This window comes from Bacillus sp. Brlt_9 (assembly GCF_051948935.1).
GTDB lineage: Bacteria > Bacillota > Bacilli > Bacillales > Bacillaceae_G > Bacillus_A.
The window spans coordinates 141,921-166,270 of record NZ_JAYJLO010000009.1; the positions used below are offsets into that span (position 1 = coordinate 141,921).

Annotated in this window: 23 protein-coding genes; 18 read left to right on the forward strand and 5 right to left on the reverse strand. The window is 35.6% G+C overall.

Annotation, left to right across the window (positions count from 1 at the left end):
* Window positions 1-2 precede the first annotated feature (2 nt).
* From rbsK to inhA2, 7 genes are all read left to right on the forward strand, one after another.
* Window positions 3-899, forward strand: a complete 897-nt coding sequence (gene rbsK / locus VF726_RS25980) for a ribokinase (RefSeq protein WP_440173021.1) — start codon at window positions 3-5, stop codon at window positions 897-899.
* Window positions 896-1,291 carry a D-ribose pyranase gene (gene rbsD, locus VF726_RS25985; RefSeq protein WP_166705259.1) on the forward strand — a complete coding sequence of 132 codons (396 nt, stop codon included), beginning with the start codon at window positions 896-898 and terminating at the stop codon, window positions 1,289-1,291. Before rbsK ends, rbsD begins: the two co-directional genes overlap by 4 nt.
* 18 nt (window positions 1,292-1,309) lie before the next feature.
* Entirely contained in the window at window positions 1,310-2,794 is a 1,485-nt protein-coding gene (rbsA, locus tag VF726_RS25990) for a ribose ABC transporter ATP-binding protein RbsA (protein ID WP_440173024.1), read from the forward strand.
* A gap of 2 nt (window positions 2,795-2,796) precedes the next feature.
* Window positions 2,797-3,732, forward strand: a complete 936-nt coding sequence (locus VF726_RS25995) for an ABC transporter permease subunit (protein WP_001074641.1) — start codon at window positions 2,797-2,799, stop codon at window positions 3,730-3,732.
* 14 nt (window positions 3,733-3,746) lie between these two features.
* Window positions 3,747-4,673, forward strand: coding sequence for a ribose ABC transporter substrate-binding protein RbsB (gene rbsB / locus VF726_RS26000; protein WP_440173025.1), 927 nt, complete (start codon window positions 3,747-3,749; stop codon window positions 4,671-4,673).
* Window positions 4,674-4,707: 34 nt separating this feature from the next.
* A complete protein-coding gene (gene fsa / locus VF726_RS26005) occupies window positions 4,708-5,355 on the forward strand; it encodes a fructose-6-phosphate aldolase (RefSeq protein ID WP_000667662.1) in 648 nt (215 codons plus the stop codon).
* Window positions 5,356-5,823: 468 nt separating this feature from the next.
* Window positions 5,824-8,217: a M6 family metalloprotease immune inhibitor InhA2 gene (gene inhA2, locus VF726_RS26010; RefSeq protein ID WP_440173027.1), complete on the forward strand. Its 2,394-nt coding sequence runs from the start codon at window positions 5,824-5,826 to the stop codon at window positions 8,215-8,217.
* 284 nt (window positions 8,218-8,501) lie between these two features.
* Here inhA2 and VF726_RS26015 read toward each other — a convergent pair whose 3' ends face one another.
* Window positions 8,502-9,674: an MFS transporter gene (locus tag VF726_RS26015; RefSeq protein WP_440173029.1), complete on the reverse strand. Its 1,173-nt coding sequence runs from the start codon at window positions 9,672-9,674 to the stop codon at window positions 8,502-8,504.
* Between the two features lie 225 nt (window positions 9,675-9,899).
* Here VF726_RS26015 and bdhA point away from each other — a divergent pair, with 225 nt between their 5' ends.
* From bdhA to VF726_RS26045, 6 genes are all read left to right on the forward strand, one after another.
* On the forward strand, window positions 9,900-10,952 hold the full coding sequence (bdhA, locus tag VF726_RS26020; RefSeq protein ID WP_033691573.1) for a (R,R)-butanediol dehydrogenase: 1,053 nt from the start codon (window positions 9,900-9,902) through the stop codon (window positions 10,950-10,952).
* A 118-nt stretch (window positions 10,953-11,070) separates the two neighbouring features.
* A complete protein-coding gene (locus tag VF726_RS26025; RefSeq protein WP_000948234.1) occupies window positions 11,071-11,415 on the forward strand; it encodes a potassium channel family protein in 345 nt (114 codons plus the stop codon).
* Between the two features lie 253 nt (window positions 11,416-11,668).
* Complete coding sequence (cerA, locus tag VF726_RS26030; RefSeq protein WP_000731009.1) at window positions 11,669-12,520, forward strand: phospholipase CerA; 852 nt, start codon at window positions 11,669-11,671, stop codon at window positions 12,518-12,520.
* Between the two features lie 57 nt (window positions 12,521-12,577).
* Window positions 12,578-13,594, forward strand: a complete 1,017-nt coding sequence (sph, locus tag VF726_RS26035; RefSeq protein WP_440173033.1) for a sphingomyelinase C — start codon at window positions 12,578-12,580, stop codon at window positions 13,592-13,594.
* Between the two features lie 108 nt (window positions 13,595-13,702).
* Window positions 13,703-14,875: an amino acid deaminase/aldolase gene (locus VF726_RS26040; protein ID WP_440173034.1), complete on the forward strand. Its 1,173-nt coding sequence runs from the start codon at window positions 13,703-13,705 to the stop codon at window positions 14,873-14,875.
* Entirely contained in the window at window positions 14,863-16,176 is a 1,314-nt protein-coding gene (locus VF726_RS26045) for a D-arabinono-1,4-lactone oxidase (RefSeq protein WP_440173036.1), read from the forward strand. The genes VF726_RS26040 and VF726_RS26045 overlap by 13 nt, the downstream gene beginning before the upstream one ends.
* Before the next feature lie 7 nt (window positions 16,177-16,183).
* Here the strand turns inward: VF726_RS26045 and VF726_RS26050 are convergent, their stop codons facing one another.
* Window positions 16,184-17,335 carry a VanZ family protein gene (locus tag VF726_RS26050; RefSeq protein WP_440173038.1) on the reverse strand — a complete coding sequence of 384 codons (1,152 nt, stop codon included), beginning with the start codon at window positions 17,333-17,335 and terminating at the stop codon, window positions 16,184-16,186.
* Window positions 17,336-17,507: 172 nt separating this feature from the next.
* On the opposite strand from VF726_RS26050, the gene VF726_RS26055 reads away from it, so the two are divergent.
* Window positions 17,508-17,711 carry a hypothetical protein gene (locus VF726_RS26055; RefSeq protein WP_001268332.1) on the forward strand — a complete coding sequence of 68 codons (204 nt, stop codon included), beginning with the start codon at window positions 17,508-17,510 and terminating at the stop codon, window positions 17,709-17,711.
* A gap of 117 nt (window positions 17,712-17,828) precedes the next feature.
* Here the strand turns inward: VF726_RS26055 and VF726_RS26060 are convergent, their stop codons facing one another.
* Window positions 17,829-18,641 carry an undecaprenyl-diphosphate phosphatase gene (locus tag VF726_RS26060; RefSeq protein ID WP_440173040.1) on the reverse strand — a complete coding sequence of 271 codons (813 nt, stop codon included), beginning with the start codon at window positions 18,639-18,641 and terminating at the stop codon, window positions 17,829-17,831.
* Between the two features lie 132 nt (window positions 18,642-18,773).
* The gene (locus VF726_RS26065) at window positions 18,774-19,718 is read right to left on the reverse strand and encodes a methyl-accepting chemotaxis protein (RefSeq protein ID WP_440173042.1); all 945 of its coding nucleotides are present in this window, start codon (window positions 19,716-19,718) and stop codon (window positions 18,774-18,776) included.
* Window positions 19,719-19,938: 220 nt separating this feature from the next.
* Here VF726_RS26065 and VF726_RS26070 point away from each other — a divergent pair, with 220 nt between their 5' ends.
* From VF726_RS26070 to VF726_RS26085, 4 genes are all read left to right on the forward strand, one after another.
* Window positions 19,939-21,189 carry a 3D domain-containing protein gene (locus VF726_RS26070; protein ID WP_440173044.1) on the forward strand — a complete coding sequence of 417 codons (1,251 nt, stop codon included), beginning with the start codon at window positions 19,939-19,941 and terminating at the stop codon, window positions 21,187-21,189.
* A gap of 112 nt (window positions 21,190-21,301) precedes the next feature.
* Window positions 21,302-21,520, forward strand: a complete 219-nt coding sequence (locus VF726_RS26075) for a helix-turn-helix transcriptional regulator (RefSeq protein ID WP_000154011.1) — start codon at window positions 21,302-21,304, stop codon at window positions 21,518-21,520.
* Window positions 21,513-21,986, forward strand: coding sequence for a DUF2178 domain-containing protein (locus VF726_RS26080; RefSeq protein WP_440173046.1), 474 nt, complete (start codon window positions 21,513-21,515; stop codon window positions 21,984-21,986). The genes VF726_RS26075 and VF726_RS26080 overlap by 8 nt, the downstream gene beginning before the upstream one ends.
* 117 nt (window positions 21,987-22,103) lie before the next feature.
* The gene (locus tag VF726_RS26085) at window positions 22,104-22,736 is read left to right on the forward strand and encodes a class A sortase (protein WP_048527835.1); all 633 of its coding nucleotides are present in this window, start codon (window positions 22,104-22,106) and stop codon (window positions 22,734-22,736) included.
* Between the two features lie 29 nt (window positions 22,737-22,765).
* On the opposite strand, the gene VF726_RS26090 is transcribed toward VF726_RS26085, so the two are convergent.
* The gene (locus tag VF726_RS26090; protein ID WP_429601968.1) at window positions 22,766-24,151 is read right to left on the reverse strand and encodes a peptide MFS transporter; all 1,386 of its coding nucleotides are present in this window, start codon (window positions 24,149-24,151) and stop codon (window positions 22,766-22,768) included.
* Between the last annotated feature and the right edge of the window lie 199 nt (window positions 24,152-24,350).

Here is a 24,350-nt window from a genome sequence, read left to right on the forward strand (position 1 = left end):
AGATGCCAAATATTGCAGTAGTAGGTAGTATTTCAATGGACTTAGTGGCCGTTTCAAAAAAACGTCCGAAAGCAGGAGAAACAGTAATTGGTGAAGCATTTCATACAATTCCAGGAGGAAAAGGAGCGAACCAAGCTGTTGCTGCAGCTAGATTAGGCGCAAATGTAGCGATGGTTGGCGCGGTAGGAAACGATAATTATGGAACTGTAGTGAGGAAAAATTTAGAGAACGAACGTGTTTTTATCGACTATGTGGTACCGGTTACAGATACAGCGACAGGAATTGCTCATATCGTTTTAGCAGAAGAGGATAACAGTATTGTTGTCGTGCAAGGAGCGAATGCTCTTGTAAATGATTCGATTGTAAATCGTTCAAAAGATCTTCTTATAAAAGCAGATATGGTTGTTCTTCAACTAGAGATTCCACTTGAAACAGTAAAATATGTATTGGCTATTTGTGAGGAGCACAAAATCCCAGTTATGTTAAATCCAGCGCCAGCACAAGTGTTATCAGAAGATATATTAGAAAAGGCAACTTATATTACGCCAAATGAACATGAGTGCCGCATCGTATTAGATGATTTCACATCACCAATTGAAGAGTTACTGGCTAAATATCCAAATAAACTATTGATGACAGAAGGTTCTAACGGTGTTCGTTTCCATAATGGTACGGAGATTGTTCATGTTCCTAGCATTGCTGTTGATGTAGTAGATACGACTGGAGCTGGTGATACATTCAATGGGGCATTAGCAGTTGCACTTTCTGAAGGAGAAACACTTCAAAAAGCAATTCGTTTTGCGAATATTGCTGGTGGTCTTTCTGTAACAAAGCTTGGGGCGCAAGGTGGTATGCCAACGAGAGATAAAGTACGTGAAGTGCAGGTGATTGTCGGATGAAAAAGCACGGTGTATTAAACAGTGAGATTGCATCTGTCCTTGCTTCACTTGGGCATACAGATACGATTGTAATTGCAGACTGCGGGCTACCAATTCCTGACGGAGTAAAGCGAATTGATTTAGCTGTTGAGCTTGGAAAACCTAGTTTTTTAGATGTATTGCAAGTGGTAGCTGATGATATGGCAATTGAAAAAGTAACGTTAGCAGAAGAAGTCATTAACACTAATGCGGAAGTAAATAAAGAGATTGAGCTGAAATTAATAGAGCCAGCGTTTGAATATGTATCGCATGAACAATTTAAAGAGCATACGAAGAAAGCGAAGGCGATTATTCGTACAGGAGAGGCTACTCCTTATGCCAATGTAATTTTACATGCAGGCGTGATTTTTTAATAAAGGGAAGTGATGAGAATGCGTATTGAAATGAAAAATATTTCAAAGGCGTTCAATGGAAATCCTGTTTTGAAGAGTGCACAGTTTATGATTGAAACAGGGGAAGTCCATGCATTGATGGGGGAAAATGGAGCGGGGAAATCAACGCTCATGAAGATTTTAACAGGTGTATATAAAAGAGATGGTGGAACGATCACGATCGATGGACAAGAACGAACTTTTAAAAATGCGAAAGAAGCTGAAGAGTACGGCATTGCATTTATACATCAAGAATTGAACATATTATCGAATTTAACAGTAGCTGAAAATATGTTTCTCGGTAAAGAGTTGATGTATGGGAAGACAGGTATTTTGCGTACGCGTCAAATGAATGCGATTGCGCAGCAGCAACTGGCGAAGTTAGGGCTACATGTAAAAGGTGCTATGTTGGCAGGAGAGTTATCGGTTGGACAGCAGCAAATTATCGAAATTGCGAAAGCGTTAATGACAGATGCTAGCGTTATTATTATGGATGAACCTACAGCTGCATTAACAGATCGTGAAATTGAAACGTTGTTTACTGTTATTAATCAATTACGTAAAGAAGGCGTTTCGTTCGTTTATATCTCACACCGAATGGAAGAAATTTTTTCAATATGTGATGCGATTACGATTTTACGTGATGGAGAATACGTCGGAAAGAGATTGATTCCGGAAACATCGTTTGATGAAGTAGTGAGTATGATGGTGGGGCGTAGCATTGGTGAACGTTACCCAGAACGAAATAGTCAAATTGGCGATGTTATTTTTGAAATGCGTAATGGAACGAAAAAAGGGAAGTTTGAAAATGTATCGTTTCAAGTGAGAAAAGGTGAAATCCTCGGTGTTGCTGGCTTGATGGGAGCTGGCCGTACAGACATTATGAAAGCGATATTTGGATACGAACCTTTAGATTCTGGCCAAATTTTCATAAATGGACAAGAAGTAAAGATTGATAGTCCGATAGATGCAATTAGACAAAGAATAGCTTTCATTACAGAGGATAGAAAATCTGAAGGATTAGTGTTAGATTTCTCAATTCGAGAAAATTTAGCTTTACCGAATTTAGAAAGTCTATCAAAGGGAAGTGTCTTAAGTAACGAACTAGAACAACAGTTTACAGGGGATATGATGAAGCTACTTAATGTGAAAGCAGCTAGTGGAGAGCAAGCGGTGAAATCTCTTTCTGGTGGGAATCAGCAAAAGGTTGTTATTGCAAAATGGTTAGGTATCCACCCGCAGTTACTCATTTTAGATGAGCCAACAAGGGGTGTCGATGTGGGAGCGAAAAAAGAAATTTACTCTATTATGAATAAGCTTACCGAGCAAGGAGATGCCGTGATTATGGTATCATCTGAGCTTCCAGAAGTTTTAGGAATGAGTGATCGAGTTCTTGTCATTCATGAAGGCAAAGTGGGCGGTATTTTAGGGAAAGATGAGGCGTCACAAGAGTCTATTATGGCACTAGCTACAGGGGGAGAGTAAGGATGGCTAAGAAGGGGAATGTATTACAACAACTTGGTTCTTTAATTGGTTTAGTATTAATTATCGTCGTAATTACAGCTTTAAATCCAGCATTCATTGAAATTCCAAATTTATTTAATATACTGCGTCAAGTATCGATTAATGCGCTTATTGCATTCGGAATGACCTTTGTAATTTTAACAGGGGGTATTGACTTATCGGTAGGTTCTATTTTAGCATTATCAAGTGCACTTGTTGCTGGAATGATGGCAAGTGGCATGGACCCGTTCCTTGCAATGGCAGTTGGATTATTAGCTGGTCTTGTAATGGGAATTGTAAACGGTATCATCATAGCGAAGGGAAAAGTAGCTCCATTTATTGCAACTTTAGCAACAATGACTATTTTTCGTGGGTTGACGCTTGTTTATATGGACGGACGTCCGATCACTGGTCTTGGTGATCATTTAATGTTCCAAATGTTTGGCCGCGGTTATTTTCTCGGTATTCCGGTACCAGCTGTTACAATGATGATCGCTTTCGCAGTACTGTACTTCATTTTGAAGAAAACGACATTTGGTCGTCGTACATTTGCAATTGGTGGAAATGAAGAAGCAGCAGCACTATCAGGTATTAATGTTACGAGAATTAAAGTAATGATTTACGGTCTTTCCGGAATTTTGGCAGCGCTTGCAGGTATTGTCTTAACATCACGACTAGATTCTGCACAACCAACTGCAGGTACTTCTTACGAACTAGATGCAATTGCAGCAGTTGTATTAGGTGGAACAAGTCTTTCTGGGGGAAGAGGATGGATTGTTGGTACATTCATCGGTGTACTTATTATCGGTGTACTAAATAACGGTTTAAATTTATTAGGCGTATCTTCTTTCTTCCAACAAGTTGTAAAAGGACTTGTAATCTTACTAGCTGTATTAATTGATCGTCGAAAAGAAGCGTAATGGAGGGACAGTTCATGAAGAAATGGTTACTTATACTCGTTGCATGTATTATGGTCATTACTGCTGGTTGTTCAATGGAACCACCAGAATGGGCAAAGGATTCTGGCGATAAAGGTCGAAATAAAACTATTAAAGTTGGATTCTCTGTTTCAACTTTAAACAATCCATTTTTTGTGACTTTGAAAAAAGGGGCAGAAAAGAAGGCCAAAGAAAGCGGCATTGAATTGATTGCTGTTGATGCGCAAAATGATGCAGCAAAGCAAACAAATGATGTTGAAGATTTAATCCAAAAAGGTGTCGATGTAGTTGTTATTAATCCAACCGATTCAGATGCTGTTGCCTCAGCAGTAAGTGCGGCAAATGCAGCGAATGTCCCTGTTATTACAGTAGACCGCGTTGCAAATTCAGGTAAAGTTGTTTCTCACATTGCCTCTAATAACATTGAAGGTGGTCAGATGGCTAGTGATTACATTCGTGAATTAGTCGGCGAGGGAGCAAATGTTGCTGAATTAGAAGGACTCCCTGGCTCTTCTGCTGCTCGTGAGCGCGGGAAAGGATTCCATAACGTAGCGGATAAATCTTTAAAAGTAGTTGCCAAACAAGCAGCTGATTTTGACAGAGCAAAAGGATTATCTGTTATGGAAAACATTTTACAAGCAAATGGTGATATTAAAGCCGTGTTTGCGCATAACGACGAGATGGCATTAGGCGCACTTGAAGCATTGAAGTCTGCTGGAAAAACGGATGTAGTCGTTGTTGGGTTTGATGCAACGGAAGATGCTGTAAAAGCGGTTAAAGATGGGCGTATGGCTGCAACAGTTGCTCAAAAACCGGAATTAATCGGGGAGAAGGCGATGCAAACAGCAAAAGAGATAACACAAGGTAAAAAAGTGGACAAATCTATTCCGATTGAATTAGAGCTTATTAAGAAAAACAAATAAATATAAAATGAAAATTAGGAAGGAAGAATAACAAATGAAATTCTTTATTGATACAGCAAACATTAACGAAATTAAAGAGGCAAATGCATTAGGAGTATTAGCTGGAGTAACGACAAATCCATCACTTGTAGCAAAAGAAGGCGTAGATTTCCACGAGCGTATTCGTGAAATTTGCAACGTTGTAGAAGGACCTGTAAGTGCAGAAGTAATTAGCTTAGAAGCTGACAAAATGATCGAAGAAGGAAAAGAGTTAGCAAAAATTGCTCCAAACGTTGTTGTAAAAGTTCCAATGACAACAGAAGGTTTAAAAGCAGTAAAAGCATTCTCTGACTTAGGAATTCGTACAAACGTTACATTAGTATTCTCAGCAGTTCAAGCATTACTTGCAGCTCGTGCTGGTGCAACATACGTTTCACCATTCTTAGGTCGTTTAGACGATATCGGTCATAACGGTATGGACTTAATTCGACAAATCGCAGAAATCTTTGCAATTCACGGCATTGAAACAGAAATCATTGCAGCATCTGTACGTCACAGCGTTCACGTAACAGAAGCTGCATTAAACGGTTCACATATCGCAACAATCCCAGCAAACGTAATTGCTTCATTAGTGAAGCACCCATTAACAGATCAAGGAATTGAGAAATTCTTAGCTGATTGGGAAAAAACACAAGAGAAATAATAGAAAATCAAGAATCCTAGTTTAATTGACTAGGATTCTTTTTATTTAAAAGAATTTTCATGCAATTTTGCATATTGTCTTTTAAATTTGTTATATAAACTATTTAATATATACAAATCACTCTTTATTTTTCATATTTTGATATAAAGTGAAACTTTAATTAGTGGGGGGTTTTGTTCATCCCCCCACTAATTATTAGCCTTCACCAATCGGACTTTTACGGGCAGTTATCTTCCACCTAACTTTCTCGCATTCACCGAATTTTGAGGTGGGAGTCTTACTGCCCGTTAAAGCGGGATAAAAAGATAGAGGGTCTGACCAGAAAACTGGAGGGCATGATTCTATAACAGAAAGTTTTAATGTTTATAGAATTATGCCTTTTTATATAGGGAGGGCAGAAAGTAGAGCTTTTGATTTAAATGCACTTATTTATCTGAATTTTAAGTTTTATAAAAGGAGAGAAATGGAATGAGAAGAAAAGCGCCATTTAAAGTGTTATCGTCATTAGCAATTGCGGCAATTATCGGATGCACATCTGTAATGAGTGCTCCATTAGCATACGCAGAAACGTCAGAAAAAGAGAAAGAAAATGTATCTACAACACCAATTGATTACAATTTAATTCAAGAAGATCGTTTAGCGGAAGCGTTGAAAGAAAGAGGAACAATTAATCCAGCATCATCTAAAGAAGAAACGAAAAAAGCTGTAGAAAAGTATATTGAAAAGAAACAAGGCGATCAGGCAAATAAAGAAATTCTTCCAGCGGATACTGCTAAAGAGGCATCTGATTTTGTGAAAAAAGTAAAAGAGAAAAAAATGGAAGAAAAGGTAAAGAAACCTGAAAAAAATGTTAGTCCTGAGCAAAAGCCAGAACCAAATAAAAAGCAATTGAATGGACAAGTCCCAACTTCTAAAGCAAAGCAAGCGCCGTATAAGGGATCTGTTCGAACTGATAAAGTATTAGTATTACTCGTTGAATTTAGTGATTATAAACATAATAATATCGATCAAACACCAGGGTATATGTATTCGAATGACTTTAGTAGAGAGCATTATCAAAAGATGTTGTTTGGTAATGAGCCTTATACATTATTTGATGGTTCGAAAGTAAAAACATTTAAACAATATTACGAAGAGCAGTCTGGCGGTAGTTATACGACTGATGGATATGTAACAGAATGGCTAACTGTTCCAGGAAAAGCATCTGACTACGGTGCTGATGGTAGTAGTGGTCATGATAACAAAGGTCCAAAAGGTGCACGTGATTTAGTGAAAGAAGCTTTACATGCAGCTGCTGAGAAAGGATTAGATTTATCTCAGTTTGACCAATTTGATAGATATGATACAAATGGTGACGGGAATCAAAATGAACCTGACGGTGTAATTGATCATTTAATGGTAATCCATGCTGGTGTTGGTCAAGAGGCAGGTGGCGGTAAATTAGGTGATGATGCAATCTGGTCACACCGTTCAAAATTAGCGGTAGATCCGGTAACGATTGAAGGTACAAAATCAAATGTAGATTACTTTGGTGGAAAAGTAGCAGCGCATGATTACACAATTGAACCAGAAGATGGAGCAGTAGGTGTATTTGCGCATGAATTTGGACATGACCTTGGCTTACCGGATGAATATGACACGAAATATACTGGAACTGGTTCACCTGTCGAAGCTTGGTCATTAATGAGCGGAGGTAGTTGGACAGGGAAAATTGCAGGAACAGAGCCAACTAGTTTTTCGCCACAAAATAAAGACTTCTTGCAAAAAAATATGGGCGGCAACTGGGCAAAAATTTTAGAAGTAGATTACGATAAAATTAAGCGTGGTGTAGGCATTCCTACATATATTGATCAAAGTGTTACGAAATCTAATCGTCCAGGTGTTGTACGTGTTAACTTACCAGGTAAAAGTGTTGAAACAATTAAACCGGAGTTTGGAAAGCATGCATATTATAGTACAAGAGGCGATGATATGCATACAACATTAGAAACACCGTTCTTTGATTTAATAAAAGGAACAAATGCAAAGTTCGATTATAAAGCAAATTATGAGTTAGAAGCAGAGTGCGATTTCGTTGAAGTACATGCAGTAACAGAAGATGGAACGAAAACATTAATTGATAGACTTGGAGAAAAAGTAGTCCAAGGAGATAAAGATACAACAGATGGAAAATGGATTGATAAATCATATGATTTAAGTCAATTTAAAGGGAAGAAAGTGAAACTGCAATTCGATTATATTACAGATCCAGCTGTAACATATAAAGGTTTCGCGATGGATAATGTAAATGTAACTGTTGATGGACAAATTGTATTTTCTGATGATGCAGAAGGACAGTCTAAAATGAATGTAAATGGTTTTGTTGTTTCTGATGGAACAGAGAAGAAAGCTCATTATTACTACTTAGAGTGGAGAAACTATGCGGGGTCAGATAATGGATTAAAAGCAGGAAAAGGTCCAGTGTATAATACAGGTCTTGTCGTTTGGTATGCAGATGATAGCTTTAAAGATAACTGGGTTGGGGTACATCCAGGTGAAGGATTCCTTGGTGTTGTAGACTCGCATCCAGAAGCACTTGTTGGTAATTTAAATGGGAAACCAGCGTACGGCAATACAGGTATGCAAATTGCAGATGCTGCATTTTCATTTGATCAAACACCAGCATGGAGTGTAAATTCATTAACACGTGGACAGTTTAACTATTCTGGATTACAAGGTGTTACAACTTTTGATGATTCAAAAGTATATAGTAACAAACAAATTGCAGACGCAGGTAGAAAAGTTCCAAACCTTGGACTTAAATTCCAGGTTGTTGGACAAGCAGATGATAAGTCAGCGGGCGCAGTTTGGATTAAACGTTAATAAACGAAAAGCACATTCTTCGTAGGAAGAGTGTGCTTTTTAAATTTGTACAGTAAGTTATTATTTTAGCTCATGTAATACAACAGTTGATTCATGTGTATTGTATCAAATTATGTGGGGAAAGGAAATATTTCCGAGGAAATTGTCGAAGTATCGTCGGTATTTATTCAGTTTCTTTTTTTTTAGGAAGAAGGTAGTATTGATTTCATACATAAGTTTGTTTACAGTATTACTTGATTATACACAAAAGTAATATATTAGGCGAAAAAAAGACAATGATGGAATTATCCTATCATTGTCTTTTTTACTTTGCCCTTGCCTTTTACTTTGCTTCGGACATAAATCATTCCAGCAAATGTTACTAAGAATGCACTTCCGATAACGAAGCTAGCGCTAGGTGATGCTCCAATTGCTCCGACTGTAAAGGAGCCAGCAACAACTCCTAATGAGAAGAAAGCATAAAACAATCCGAATGCTTTTCCGCGCTTATCATCTGTCGTATTTTCAACAAGTAACGCATTTATTGATGGGAAAAGGATAGCGAATCCAATGCCATAAATCATCATAACGATAAAGAGCATACCTTTTGTTGCGAATAATCCAAGTAAAGATAACGCGGATGCCATTACTGCAATCCCAATTAGCATGAGTTTTGAACGATTAAATCGATCGTAAATACGATTTGTTGGCAGTAAGAAGAAGAGGATAGCGGTAATGCCGAATACACTTAACATCATACCTGTTGTAGATGCTTTAAGTGCTAATGCCTCAACTTTCACTGGTAGCATATACGTGACAATTCCTTGTGAAAACATTAGCGTGAACGCGCCAATATATGCTTGTAATAACGGTTCTGATTTCAATAGTTCAATCATATCTTCTTTGTTCATCATTTGTGTTCTGGAAGTATCTTTTCTTGATACGTTATTTGGTAAGAAGAATAGAGATACGATTGTACCAAGGACCATTAAAATAGAAATGGTAATGAACACCCACTCTATACCAGCAGTAGCTTTCATAATACCACTGAAAGCAGGTCCTACGATTGCCGCTGTCCCAACAGCAGCACCAGATAGAGCCATTGCCTTACCTTGTCTTGCTGCATTTGTTTGTTTTGATAAAAACGTAAAGGCAGCAGGAATTAAAAACCCGTCACTAAAGCCATGCATAAAGCGCACAACTAATAGTTGTTCACCACTTTGAACAACGGTGTATAACAAGACTATGAAACTCGTAAGTCCCATGCTTATATAAAGTATTTTTTTTGCACCAAATTTATCGACAGCAGCGCCAGCAATAATATTACCGATCATATTAGCGAATGAGTACATGCCGACAACTAGCCCAATAATAAGAGGGGATCCTCCAAGACTTTGAGCGAACGTACTCATAATAGGTAATTGTGAAAATGTATCTAGAAACGCTACGATAACAATAAAGTAAATAAAATATTTCAAGCGATATTCACCTCTCCTATGCTATTATGGCATAATGCTAATTTCAACCGCAATGAAATTGAATTAACAGATGTGGAAAAAAGTACAAAGTGACAAAATATTGAACGTTATTTGTTAAAATTTAGTGGGAATGAGATTGTTTTTTTGAAATATATGGATAGAAGTATTATAATAGATTTGTAAACTTCACCAGGTTAAGTATATACGTAGAGAGGGATGTATAAAATGAAAGCATTACTTTGGCATAATCAACGTGATGTACGAGTAGAAGAAGTACCAGAACCAACTGTAAAACCAGGAGCAGTTAAGATTAAAGTGAAATGGTGTGGTATCTGCGGGACAGACTTGCATGAATATTTAGCAGGACCTATTTTTATTCCGACAGAAGAACATCCATTAACACATGTAAAAGCACCTGTTATTTTAGGTCATGAGTTTAGCGGTGAGGTAGTTGAAATCGGTGAAGGCGTTACATCTCATAAAGTGGGAGACCGCGTCGTTGTAGAACCAATTTATTCTTGTGGTAAATGTGAAGCTTGTAAACATGGACATTACAATGTTTGTGAACAACTTGTTTTCCACGGTCTTGGCGGAGAAGGCGGCGGTTTCTCTGAATATACAGTAGTACCAGAAGATATGGTTCACCATATTCCAGATGAAATGACGTATGAACAAGGTGCTCTTGTAGAACCAGCAGCAGTAGCTGTTCATGCAGTACGTCAAAGTAAATTAAAAGAAGGGGAAGCTGTAGCAGTATTTGGTTGTGGTCCAATTGGACTTCTTGTCATTCAAGCAGCTAAAGCAGCAGGAGCAACTCCTGTTATTGCAGTAGAACTTTCTAAAGAACGTCAAGAGTTAGCAAAATTAGCAGGTGCGGATTACGTATTAAATCCAGCTACTCAAGATGTACTAGCAGAAATTCGTAACTTAACAAATGGTTTAGGTGTAAATGTAAGCTTTGAAGTAACAGGTGTTGAAGTAGTACTTCGTCAAGCGATTGAAAGTACAAGCTTTGAAGGACAAACTGTAATTGTGAGTGTATGGGAAAAAGACGCAACAATTACACCAAACAACCTTGTACTAAAAGAAAAAGAAGTTATCGGTATTCTTGGATACCGTCATATCTTCCCAGCTGTTATTAAATTAATTAGCTCTGGCCAAATTCAAGCAGAGAAATTAATTACGAAAAAAATCACAGTGGATCAAGTTGTTGAAGAAGGATTTGAAGCACTTGTAAAGGATAAAACACAAGTGAAAATTCTTGTTTCACCTAAATAATAGAGAATAGTAAAAAGTAGTTCTTTTCTAGAAATAGAAGAGGGCTACTTTTTTTCTATACAGAAAGGTGATAGACTTTCCTGTAACTAAAGGTATTTTGTTTGGAAGGGGAAGTCGAATGCTTTCATTTATGTTGACATTGAAACGGATGCTAAAAGCTTGTTTACGAGCGTGGAAAGATAAAGAATTTCAAGTATTATTCGTATTAACATTTTTAACATTAACATCCGGTACGATTTTTTATAGTACAGTTGAAGGATTACGTCCTCTTGACGCTTTATATTTTAGTGTGGTCACGTTGACGACTGTCGGTGATGCGAATTTTAGTCCGCAAACTGATTTCGGAAAGATATTTACAATATTATATATATTTATTGGGATAGGATTGGTGTTTGGATTTATTCATAAGTTGGCAGTTAATGTACAACTGCCGAGTATATTATCGAATAGAAAAAAAGAGTAAAGCATGTGGATGCTTTACTCTTTTTTTACATTAGTTTAGACAAGCCTTAATAATAGTTTATTAAAATGAAAGTGTATTCATTCATTATATTCACTATGTATAAAGTTATAATGATATGAACATTTGCATATTTTAATTTATTGATAGAAATTTTATGAAAGGTGGGATATTCTAGTCATAGGTTAACCGGACAGCATCATAGGATCCTAACAAAAAGTTTACAATAATTCGATTATAAAATGGAGGATTTCAGATGAAAAAGAAAGTACTTGCTTTAGCAGCAGCTATTACATTAGTAGCTCCTTTACAAAGCGTTGCATTTGCTCATGAAAATGATGGGGGAAGTAAAATAAAAATAGTTCACCGCTGGTCTGCTGAAGATAAACATAAAGAAGGTGTAAACTCTCATTTATGGATTGTAAACCGTGCCATTGATATTATGTCTCGCAATACAACACTTGTAAAACAAGATCGAGTTGCACAATTAAATGAATGGCGTACGGAGTTAGAGAACGGTATTTATGCTGCTGACTATGAAAATCCTTATTATGATAATAGCACATTTGCTTCACATTTCTATGATCCAGACAATGGAAAAACATATATTCCATTTGCAAAGCAGGCAAAAGAAACTGGGGCTAAATATTTTAAATTAGCTGGTGAATCATACAAAAATAAAGATATGAAACAAGCCTTCTTCTATTTAGGATTATCTCTTCATTATTTAGGAGATGTAAACCAACCGATGCATGCAGCAAACTTTACAAATCTTTCGTATCCACAAGGATTCCATTCTAAATATGAAAACTTTGTAGATACGATAAAAGATAATTATAAAGTAACGGATGGAAATGGATATTGGAACTGGAAAGGTACAAATCCAGAAGAGTGGATTCATGGGGCGGCAGTAGCAGCGAAACAAGATTACTCTGGAATTGTAAATGATAATACGAAAGATTGGTTCGTAAAAGCGGCTGTATCACAAGAATATGCAGATAAATGGCGCGCTGAAGTTACACCAATGACAGGTAAGCGATTAATGGATGCACAACGTGTAACTGCTGGATACATTCAGCTTTGGTTTGATACGTACGGAGATCGTTAAGTATTTAAAAAAGGTCAAATCTCACAATAGAGTATTTGACCTTTTATTACTATACACATGGAGGTATGGAACGTGAAAGGTAAATTGCTAAAAGGTGTACTTAGTTTTGGGATTGGTTTAGGAGTTTTATATGGAGGATCTTCAGCTCAAGCAGACACGTCTACAGATCAAAACAACACTTTGAAAGTGATGACGCATAATGTGTACATGTTATCAACTAACTTATATCCGAACTGGGGACAAAGTGAGCGTGCTGATTTAATTGGGGCAGCAAATTATATTAAGAATCAAGACGTTGTTATATTAAATGAAGTATTTGATAATAGCGCATCAGATCGTTTGTTAGGAAATTTGAAGAAAGAATATCCAAATCAAACAGCGGTATTAGGTCGTAGTAGTGGAAGTGAATGGGATAAAACGTTAGGGAACTATTCATCTTCAACTCCTGAAGATGGAGGCGTTGCAATCGTGAGTAAATGGCCGATCGTTGAAAAGATTCAATATGTATTTGCGAAAGGATGCGGGCCAGATAATTTATCGAATAAAGGATTTGTATACACGAAAATTAAGAAAAATGATCGTTTTGTTCATGTAATTGGGACGCATTTGCAGGCTGAAGATAGTATGTGCGGAAAAACTTCACCTGCATCTGTACGTACAAACCAGTTAAAAGAAATTCAAGATTTTATTAAAAATAAAAATATACCAAATGACGAGTATGTCCTATTTGGTGGTGATATGAACGTGAATAAAATAAACGCTGAGAACAACAGTGACTCAGAGTACGCATCCATGTTTAAAACATTACATGCGTCAATTCCATCTTATACGGGACATACAGCAACTTGGGATGCAACGACAAACAGTATTGCGAAATATAATTTCCCTGATAGCCCTGCCGAGTATTTAGATTATATTATTGCAAGTAAGGACCATGCGAATCCGTCATTTATAGAGAATAAAGTATTACAACCGAAATCTCCACAGTGGACTGTTACATCATGGCTCAAAAAATATACGTATGATGATTATTCAGATCATTATCCAGTAGAGGCAACTATTTCTATGAAGTAGTCCTAAAAAGTTTCTTCTTAATAGGAAGAAACTTTTTTATTTTGTAGAGGAAATTTCAACTTTCTTTCCAATATGTATAAGACATATTGAAAAGAGGAGAGAAAAAATGTGGATCGAGGAATTTTTAAAGAACTTCCATTACCGTGTGCATTTTTGGATGAAGTGGCTTTAGATAGAAATATTCAATCGATTATAGAATTAAGCGGGAATAAGAAGATTCGTATAGCGAGTAAATCGTTACGTTCTGTTCCGGTTATGAAAAAGATTTTATCTGCAAATGATCGATTTCAAGGTATCATGTGTTTTTCACCTAGGGAAGCTTTGTTTTTAATTGAACAAGGATTCAATGATTTATTGCTCGGATATCCTGCTTATGATGAAAGAGCGTTACATGAAATAAGTTTGCTAACAAAGCAAGGGCTCATTATAACTTGTATGGTGGATTGTGAAGATCATATTGTTTATTTAGAAAAAATTGCTGAGAAGTCTAAAGGATGTTTTCGTGTTTGCTTAGATATTGATATGAGTAGTCGTTTTTTTAAGTTTCATTTTGGGGTCAAAAGATCACCGGTAAAAGATGTGCAAAGTGCTTTGGAAATAGTAAAAAGGTTGAAAGAGTCACCATTTTTAATACTAGATGGTGTAATGGGATATGAAGCCCAAATTGCTGGGGTAGGAGATCACATACCGAATCAACGAGTGAAAAGTAAAGTGATTTCACATTTAAAGAAGAAATCAGTGTTAGAAGTTAAAGAAAGAAGAGGACATATCGTAAAAGAAATACAAAATCTAGGTATTGAATTAAGGTTTGTAAATGGGGGAGGCACAGGAAGTATAAAAACAACTGAGAAAGATCATTCAGTTTCAGAGATTACAATAGGTTCTGCTTTTTATGCCCCGAAGCTGTTTGATTATTATAAAGAGGTGCAATTTCATCCAGCTGTCGGATTTGCTTTACCAGTTGTGCGTAAACCAGCCCCATCTATTTACACTTGTCTAGGTGGTGGATATATTGCTTCAGGCGCAATTGGAAAAGATAAAGAACCTGAGATTTGGAGGCCGGGTGGTGCGAAACTATTAGCTTTAGAAGGTGCTGGTGAGGTACAAACACCGATTTTTTATAACGGTGAGGAACGAGTCGAGATAGGAGATTCTATCTTGTTTCGCCATAGTAAAGCTGGAGAGTTATGTGAGCGTTTTCCTATTTTATATCGTGTGAAAGATGGAGAGATTGTTGGGGAGTATTCAACATATCGGGGGGATGGTCAATGCTTTCTATAAAAGGACAAAAATGGAGAAATTGGACAGGGAATGTACAAGGAACACCGCATTATACGATGTATCCAGAAAGTATACAAGATGTAGTAGAAGTTATAGAGCTTGCGCGAAAGAAAGAGAAGAAAATTCGTGTTGTCGGTTCAGGACACTCGTTTACACCTCTTGTGCAAACGGAAGAAATTTTAGTTTCTTTAGATGAATTGAAGGGCATTGTGAATATTGATGCGGAGAATATGATTGCCGAAGTATGGGCAGGAACAAAGCTACATGAACTAGGGAAGTTACTTGAAGAAAAAGGTTATGCACAAGAAAATTTAGGGGATATTGATTCACAATCTATTGCAGGAGCGATTAGTACAGGGACTCATGGGACGGGTATTACCTTTGGAAGTTTATCAACACAAGTTATAGAGATTACGGCAGTTTTATCTACAGGTGAGAGTATAGTTTGTTCGGAAACTGAGAATGTGGAATATTGGAGAGCCTTTCAGTTATCACTTGGAATGTTAGGTATCATTGTAAAAATAAAATTGAAGGTTATTCCAGCCTATTCACTTGTTTATAAAAGTGAAAAACGGTCATTATCTACTGTAATGAACAAGCTAGAAGAATATAAGAAGAATCGCCATTTTGAGTTTTTTGTTTTTCCTTATTCTGATGAAGTACAAGTGAAATTTACAAATGAAACAACGGGTAAAAAAAGTGATTTGAAATGGCATAAACTAAAGGTAGAGTTACTTGAAAATAAGATGTTCTCTTTGTTATCTAAAGGATGTAAATGGTTTCCTTCTATAAGTAAAGGAGTAAGTCGATTATCAGCTAAAGCTGTACCGAATACAAAGATAATTGGTCCGAGTTATGAAGTATTTGCTACATCGCGTGCGGTTCCATTTTATGAAATGGAGTATAGTGTTCCTTCAAAGTATATGCAGCCCGTTGTAGAAGAAATTTCAAACCTTATTGAAAAGAAAAAGTATAAAGTGCACTTCCCAATTGAATGTCGTTATGTGAAAAGGGATGACATATGGCTGAGTCCAGCGTATGGGAGAGATTCTGCGTATATAGCCGTTCATATGTATAAAGGTATGAAGTATGCTGCTTATTTTGGTGAGGTGGAGAAAATTTTTCTAAAGTATGAGGGACGCCCGCATTGGGGGAAAATGCATACGTTAACGTACGAAAGATTACAAAATATATATCCAGAATTGCATTCGTTTCTAAAAGTGAGGAAATTATTAGATGAAGCAGAAATGTTTTCAAACCCTTACACAGAAAAATTATTTACGATTATGAAAAAAAGCTGACAAAGTATTACTTGTCAGCTTTTTTTAGGATGATCGCATTTCTTGTTTGACTAATGCGCTCATAAAATAGTAACTTATCACGGCTAAATACATGTAATAAAACGTGAATAATAAATAGACCGTTAATGATGAATAGGAATAGTAATGTAACTAGTAATATTAAAGGTTCTGTATGATTTAGGATAGAGCTACTCGAAAGAATATAATTGATTCCGCCTAAAATGAAATAGAATATACCGTAACGGATGAATAGTTCCTTCAACGTAATACGATCTGATTTTCCTTTCACGTAAATACGAAGTAATGCTTTACCAATTGTCTTTCCATTCGTAAAGTATGGAATGATAATAAAGTAAATAAAGATCGAACACGTTATGAAAATGAGTTCGTATATGTTCGTGTAAGATTGAATATTAGAAACAAAGAAAGAATTTCCTTTGTTTTTAATGACAGGTACAATGATGGATAAGAAAATCCAATCAATTTGCATCGCGATAAAGCGACGAACGAATCCGACTGGTTTCGTTTCCAAATCAATATGACTATCTAATTCGTTTGCTTTCGGAAGGAAGTACGTAAATATTGGTGCAATAATAAAACCAATTACGCCGCCTAGTGTGTTTAAAAATAAATCGTCAATATCAAATAAGCGATAGGCACAATTATAAATACCATATAATCCAGTTACTTGTGTTAATTCAAAGAACAGTGAAAGGCAAAAAGAAATGCACACTGTTTGTAAGAAGCTACGTCGGAAATAATAACGCAAGTATATACCAAATGGAACGGTTAGTAGAACGTTAAAAGCGACTTGTAAAAACGCAGATTCCTTTAATAGATAGAAGTAGGTAGCTGGCTTCGTTAAAATTGCCGAGGTATGATTACTAATCTCTTGTATGAAATAAAATGGCGAGAGTTGCATGTGCTGCGTATTAGCCGGTTGTAGGCTACAAGTATCATATGTTTGTGGTAACGGCAAAATCACAAGAAAATAGGCATTTAATAAGTAAAGTAATAATGAGTACAAAATAAATGAACGCCATTTATTTAAATAACCATACTTTCGATAATTAAATATTAAAAAAGGTATTAAGAGAAACATTGCTAAAATAGGAAATAAAAGAAATGCTGTTTTTACTGGAAATAAATATGCTGTCAAAATGAGGCTCCTTTCAATGAGAATTCGTTTATCATTATAACGCTAAAAAAAACTTAAAACAAAATTAAAATATTTCGAAATAGAAAAAATTACAAAATTCAAAGGAATTAAGTTATACTAAATTTAATATAAGGATATTATGATTATTATAAGTTGAGAGAGGGTACAAGATATGCGATATGAGCTTTTTTCTGTAAGTGGAGATCATATTACAACTTTTGAAAGTGCATGGCGTTTTCAGGAGGGAGAACAGATTTTTGTTCATGATGATCAAACGAAACGAAATTTTATTATTATCCGCCTAACGCATGATGTATTTCAACAAAATAAACATGTTATTCGTTTGTATTGTCAAGAAAAGAAAGTATACGCATAAAAGAGCCCCTCTTACTGTATAAAAAAGTAAGAGGGGCTTTATCATTATAAAGGTATAAAAAAAGCAAGTCTTCCTAGTTTAATAGAATGACTCACTTTTCGCTTTGTAAGTTTCACTTTATAAGAAAATAAGAGTAAGTACACCTACGATAATACAATAGAAAGAGAAATATTTTAAATTTCCTTTTGCCATAATGTTCATAAACCATTTTAACGAAACATACGTCATGATAAATGTTGCGATAAATGCAACGACATATGGTACGAATAATGTATCTAGGTTTGGATCTTTTGCAATGTCTGTAATACTTAGTAATAAACCACCTAAGCTAACGGGGATATATAGTAAGAATGAGAAACGAAGAGCTGTTTCTTGCTTCATACCAAGTAACATCGCTGCTACGATTGTTGCACCTGAGCGGCTTATTCCAGGAATTAGTGCGCAAGCTTGTGCTAATCCGACGATAATTGCATCTTTCATAGAAAGATCACCATCATTTTTACGTCCACGCAAGTTTCTAATAATCCAAAGGCCGACAGCGGTAATAAGAAGGGAAATCCCAACCATTTTCACACCTTTTAAGTACTGGTCGATATAATCTTTAAATAAAACACCAATAACACCTGCTGGAATGGTTGCAATAACAAGGTAAATAATAAAGAAGAAATCTGATTTTGCGTCCTCTGCTCTTGTAAAGATATAAGATAGACCATTCTTCGTTAGACGAATTAAATCATTTCTATAAATAAGTAATACAGCTAATAATGAAGCTGAATTAACAAGTAGTTCAAAGCTAAACCCTTCTATTTTTAGTCCTAGCAAATGTTGTGCTAAAACGAGGTGACCGCTTGAAGAAATCGGAATCGGTTCTGTTAGTCCTTGGAATAGACCAAGAATTAAATATTTTAAAATGTAGTAAAATTGTTCCATAATAACCTCCTTGTTTAATAGTTGAAAGAAACAACTTGTCCATTATAACAAAGATACGGATCAATATTGAGAAGAAATAAATATTCGAAATATAATAAAAATCCCTTATAACAGTATAAGGGATTTTTATTATTAATGAGAAACTTCTGTTTCTTCAAGACTTTTCGTTAATTGAACATCGACTTTCTCAGCATCATGAATATGGTCCATAATAGTAGTATTTAACTTTTGGAACATTTGTTGTGTATTAGCGAATTCTCGTAATATATCATCATTGCAAGACTTTTGGTTTTCAATTGCTTTAATAACATTTGTAGCACCATTTTGTAACGTTTGAATCATTATTAAAATATTTTCAATTCTAGCGTTTGTATCAGCACTCATTTCTACACCTTCATCGACTAAATGCAAATTATCTTTTGTATTATCGTATGCTTTTTCAATTTCTTCTTGGATTTTTTTCGTTAAGTTACCGATATTTTTTGTACTTTCGGCTGTACTTTCAGCTAGTTTTCTTACTTCATTGGCAACGACAGCGAATCCTTTACCGTGTTCTCCAGCACGCGCAGCTTCAATACTTGCATTTAAAGCAAGTAAATTTGTTTGTGCTGCAATATTTTGAATAACTTCTACAATTTGCTCGATTTCTTTTGAGCGTTCACTCAAGTGATTCATACTATTAGACGTACGCTGAGATTGTTCACCTAATTTATTAATTACGATAAGTAAACGATGAACAGATTCTTTACCTTCATTAGAACAGTCAATAATTTCTTCAATAGATTGAATTAAGCTTTGTTCTTTTTGTAACATTTCGTTATTCAATTCATTGGAATGTGTTGTACGCGTTGAAACATTTTCGAAACATGAGTTTAATTGTTGAACTAATGTTTGAAGTGTATTGTGCTGGTTATTTACAAGTTTATGTTCTTGAATAACGCTTTGTACACGAGTGTGGATAGAAGAAATAGTCTCTTGTTGTTCGATATCCTTTTGTTTTAATTCTGCTTCTAGTTCTTGTATACGATTTTCTAATTGATCAATTTTATGTTGGAGTGATTTCTTTTGAGTAAACATTTATTTATTTCAACCGCCTTTAGAAGTTATATTTTCTCTATATTTGGATTTTAGCATCTTTTATAATTTTTAAATATAGGAATTGTTAAATATTTAAGAATCTATTACATTTTATGCATAATTCCCTTTTTTTCGTCATGAAAAATAAACTGTATTTAATGGTATTGTAAACAAACTGTAAAATAAATCATGTATAACTGTATAAGAAGGGAGTCGGATTATGAACTATTTTAAGCGAATCAGTAGTCTAGTATTAGCAGGAATTATAGGTCTTTCTAGTACAGTCGCTGTAAAAGCAGAGTCAAACGACGAGAAACTTAACAACATGCAACAGCAATTGCAGCAAAACGATGCAGAAATGCAAAAGAAAGAGCAAGAGAAGCAAGCTGTTAGTAAAGAAATTCAAGGTATCGAAAACGAACTACATAATTTAAATAATACAATTGCAAAAAATAAAGAGGATCAAGCTGCTATTCAACGTAAAATCGATGAAACACATAAGCAGATTGAGCAAAAAAAGAACGAAATTGTCGTTTTAGAGGATAAAGTCCTTGCTCGTAAAGATATTATGAGAAAACGTATGGTTTCTGTTCAAAACAGTTCAAATACAAGTTTAGTAGTAGAAGTTGTAGTAGAGTCAAAAAACTTTGCAGATTTCTTACAACGTATGAACGCAGTTTCTACTATTCTAGAAGCTGATAAAGAAATTTTACGTCTACAAGAACAAGATCTTCGTCAAATTGAAGAGGATAAGAAAACAATTGATGAAAAAGAAGCATCTTTAGTAGTAGACAAACAAAAATTAGCAAAAGCGCAAGCTGAGTTGCAAGATAACTTGAAGAAACGTCAAGCTAACTTGCAAACAGTTCAAGCTAAATATAATCAGGTTGCAAGCCAACTTAATTTAGCAGCAGAAGAGAAAGCTAAAATTGAGTCAAATATGAAGGCAGTACAAGAAACAATTGCTCGTGAACAAGAAGCAGCGAGAATTGCAGCAGAAGAGCGTGCAAAAGCAGAAGCAGCTGCAAAGGCTGAGCAAGAAGCTTTAGTTAAAGCACAGGCAGAAGTTGCTGAAAAACAAAAGCAAGAACAAGCTAGTAAGCCAGCTCAATCTAAAAATAATAATTCAAATGTAGAACCTGCACCTAAGCCAGCTGCTGGTGGAAAAGAGATATATGTAGAAGCTACAGCTTATACAGCGGATCCAGCTGAAAATGGTTATGGACCAGGACAAATTGTAAAATCTAAAATGGGGCATAATTTAACAGCAAACCCAGGAATGAAATTAATTGCGGTGGATCCAGCTGTTATTCCATTAGGTTCTCGCGTATATGTTGAAGGGTACGGAGAAGCAATTGCGGGAGATACTGGTGGTGCGATTAAGGGCCATAGAATTGATGTATTAATGCCAGATAAAGGTACATCTAGCAATTGGGGTAGAAGAACTGTTAAAGTTACAATCTTAGGTTAAAATGAAATCCAACTTTGCAATACGTAAAGTTGGATTTTTTTGTGAAAATAATGTTAAGTTGAGTTTACATTTTGTTAAGGAAAGCATACAATGAAGGTGAGAGGTGGTAAAATTGACCATTTTAAATAGAGTGAAGGAATTAAGAGCTCGCTTTAATTTTTCGCAAAGTGTATTAGCAGAAAAGGTTGGAGTGACGAGACAAACAATTGCTGCAATTGAAAAAGGGGATTATGTTCCTTCTTTGTTATTAGCACTTACAATTTGCGATGTATTTCAGTTAAAGATGGAAGATGTGTTTGTTTTGAATAAGGAGGGGGAAGAGGATGAATAGACTTGTATTTTCTTATATGTTAAATGTACTTTTAATGGTATTAGCAGGTTGGGCGTTTGTTGAGTTGTATTATTTTACTATCGAAGTCGCTAACTTTATTCAAACGGAGAGAGTACCATTTGAAGTTTCATTGAGTTTAATGCCGCTAACATTACTTTTAATATTTAGTATTGTATCGGCTATTCTTTATAAAATTCAAAAGAAAAAATATAAAAAGCTCTCGTATTGGATGTTTCCACTATTATTTCCTCAAGAAGATGAACGAGAAAAGGCAATTACAGAAAAAGCTTGTCGTACCACATTTATGTCCTTATGGTACGTGTTGCCTTGTGCGGTTGGTTTTTTAACTCTTTCTCCAATTGCTAATCTATATGTTCCTGCATATCCGGTATATATTGCATTTAGTATTTTCTTTATTCAAATGACGATTTTTCACGTATCCTTATATCGAAATAAAATCGCTTAAAAAGAAACCTTCTTGCCGATGCAAGAAGGTTTTCTTTTCAGCTTACACTTGTACATATAGCAATATTATCTTATCATTTTATATAGAGTAAGATTTTGTAAGGGAAAGGAATTGTATATGAATAAACAAAGAATTTATAGTATAGTAGCAATCCTTCTATTTGTTGTAGGTGGTGTGTTAATTGGAAAACCATTCTATGATGGATATCAGGCTGAAAAGAAACAGACTGAAAATGTGCAGGCTGTTCAAAAGATGGATTATGAAAAACATGAGACGGAATTTGTAGATGCTTCGAAAATTAATCAGCCAGACTTGGCAGAAGTAGCGAATGCATCATTAGATAAGAAACAAGTAATTGGTCGTATTTCGATCCCGAGTGTTTCATTAGAACTTCCTGTTTTAAAATCTTCCACTGAGAAAAACTTATTATCAGGTGCAGCAACAGTAAAAGAAAATCAAGTAATGGGAAAAGGGAATTATGCATTAGCAGGACATAACATGTCTAAAAAAGGTGTTTTATTTAGTGATGTAGCCTCTTTAAAAAAAGGCGACAAAATTTATTTGTATGATAATGAAAACGAATATGAATATGCGGTTACTGGTGTATCTGAAGTAACGCCTGATAAGTGGGAAGTTGTTGAGGATCATGGGAAAGATGAAATAACGCTTATTACATGTGTATCTGTTAAGGATAATTCTAAGCGTTACGTTGTTGCTGGTGATTTAGTAGGAACGAAGGCGAAGAAGTAAAAAAGATGAGGGATTTCCCTCATCTTTTTTTAATCCATCCATTTCACTAATTTCTTAGAAATTAGTAATAAAACACAACCTAATACAATTGCTACAGCTCCGATTACGGTAAATACTTCAGCATATCCAAGTGAAGTTGTGAAGCTTGCAAGTTGTCCGCCTAAAATGTTAGCGATACCTGAGCTTGCTAACCATACTCCCATTAATAAAGAAGCAAGTTTTACTGGGGCAAGTGCACTAACCATTGATAGTCCAACAGGTGATAAGAATAGCTCACCTAACGTATGGAAAAGATACGTAAAGACGATAAATAGTAAGTTTGCTTTTTCTGTAATGTTATGTTCATCACTACCTGTTTTTAATGTGGCGATAACGAGAATGATATAACCGATACCAAGCAAGATCATACCTAGTCCCATTTTAGTTGGGATTTTTAAATCCCCGCGCTTACGAGTTGCAAGTTTTGCCCATAATGCTGAAATGACTGGAGCAAGTAAAATAATAAATAATGGATTGACCGATTGGAACCAAGATGTTGGAACTTCCCATCCGAACACAGATCGGTCTACAAATTTGTTTGTATATAATGTTAATGAGCTACCAGCTTGTTCAAAGCCAGCCCAGAAGAAGACAACGAAGCATGTTAAAATGACGATAACTGCGGTGCGTTGTTTTTCTTTTTTTGTTAACGGTGTATCTCCTACTGATGGTTGCCCAGCAGCAGCTTGCAAATCGCGAGTTGGTTTTTTACCGATATCACCAAGGAAGCGATTTGATAGTGTTGTAAATAAAATTTGTCCAATAATCATTCCGATTGAAGCGGCTAAGAAACCGTAACGGAATCCGTAATGTACAACGCCATCAACTGTTGTTTTGAATAAATTTTCTGATAAAAACCCGCAAACGAGTGGAGCTAAAAATGACCCGACGTTAATACCCATATAGAAAATAGTAAATGCACTATCACGTTTTGGATCATTCTCTTCGTATAATTCTCCAACAAGTGTAGAGATATTCGGTTTGAAGAATCCATTACCGATAATAATAAGCGCTAATCCGAGGTATAGACCGACTTGGTTTTGCATGGCGAATAGTGTAAGGTTACCGATTGCCATTGTTATACCACCAATTGTGATGGCTTTTCGTCTACCTAGGAACCGGTCTGTTAAGTATCCACCAATCATTGGTGTGAAATAACAGGCTCCAGTATAAAATCCGTAAATGGAGAGTGCCCATGCGGGACTAAACCCAAGACCACCGCTTACTAAAGCTGTCGTTAAATATAATGTTAATAATCCTCGTAATCCATAGTAACTAAATCTTTCCCACATTTCTGTAAAGAAGAGTAAGTATAAACCTGGAGGATGTTTCTTTTTTCTTTGTTGTTCTTTTTCTAGTTGTATCGCTGATTCCATGTTATTTTCCTCCTGACACAAACAAAAACAAAGTTAATAATTTTGTACATTTAATATTTTACCTTATTAACTATTATAAGTCAATAAAGGTTGATTTTTCAGAAGAAATTGGAAAAGAGAGATAGCTATAGAATGGGTGTTTCTTTTATGTTAGACTATGGACTATGTTTTCTTTGTAGGGAAGCGGTTTATTGCACTT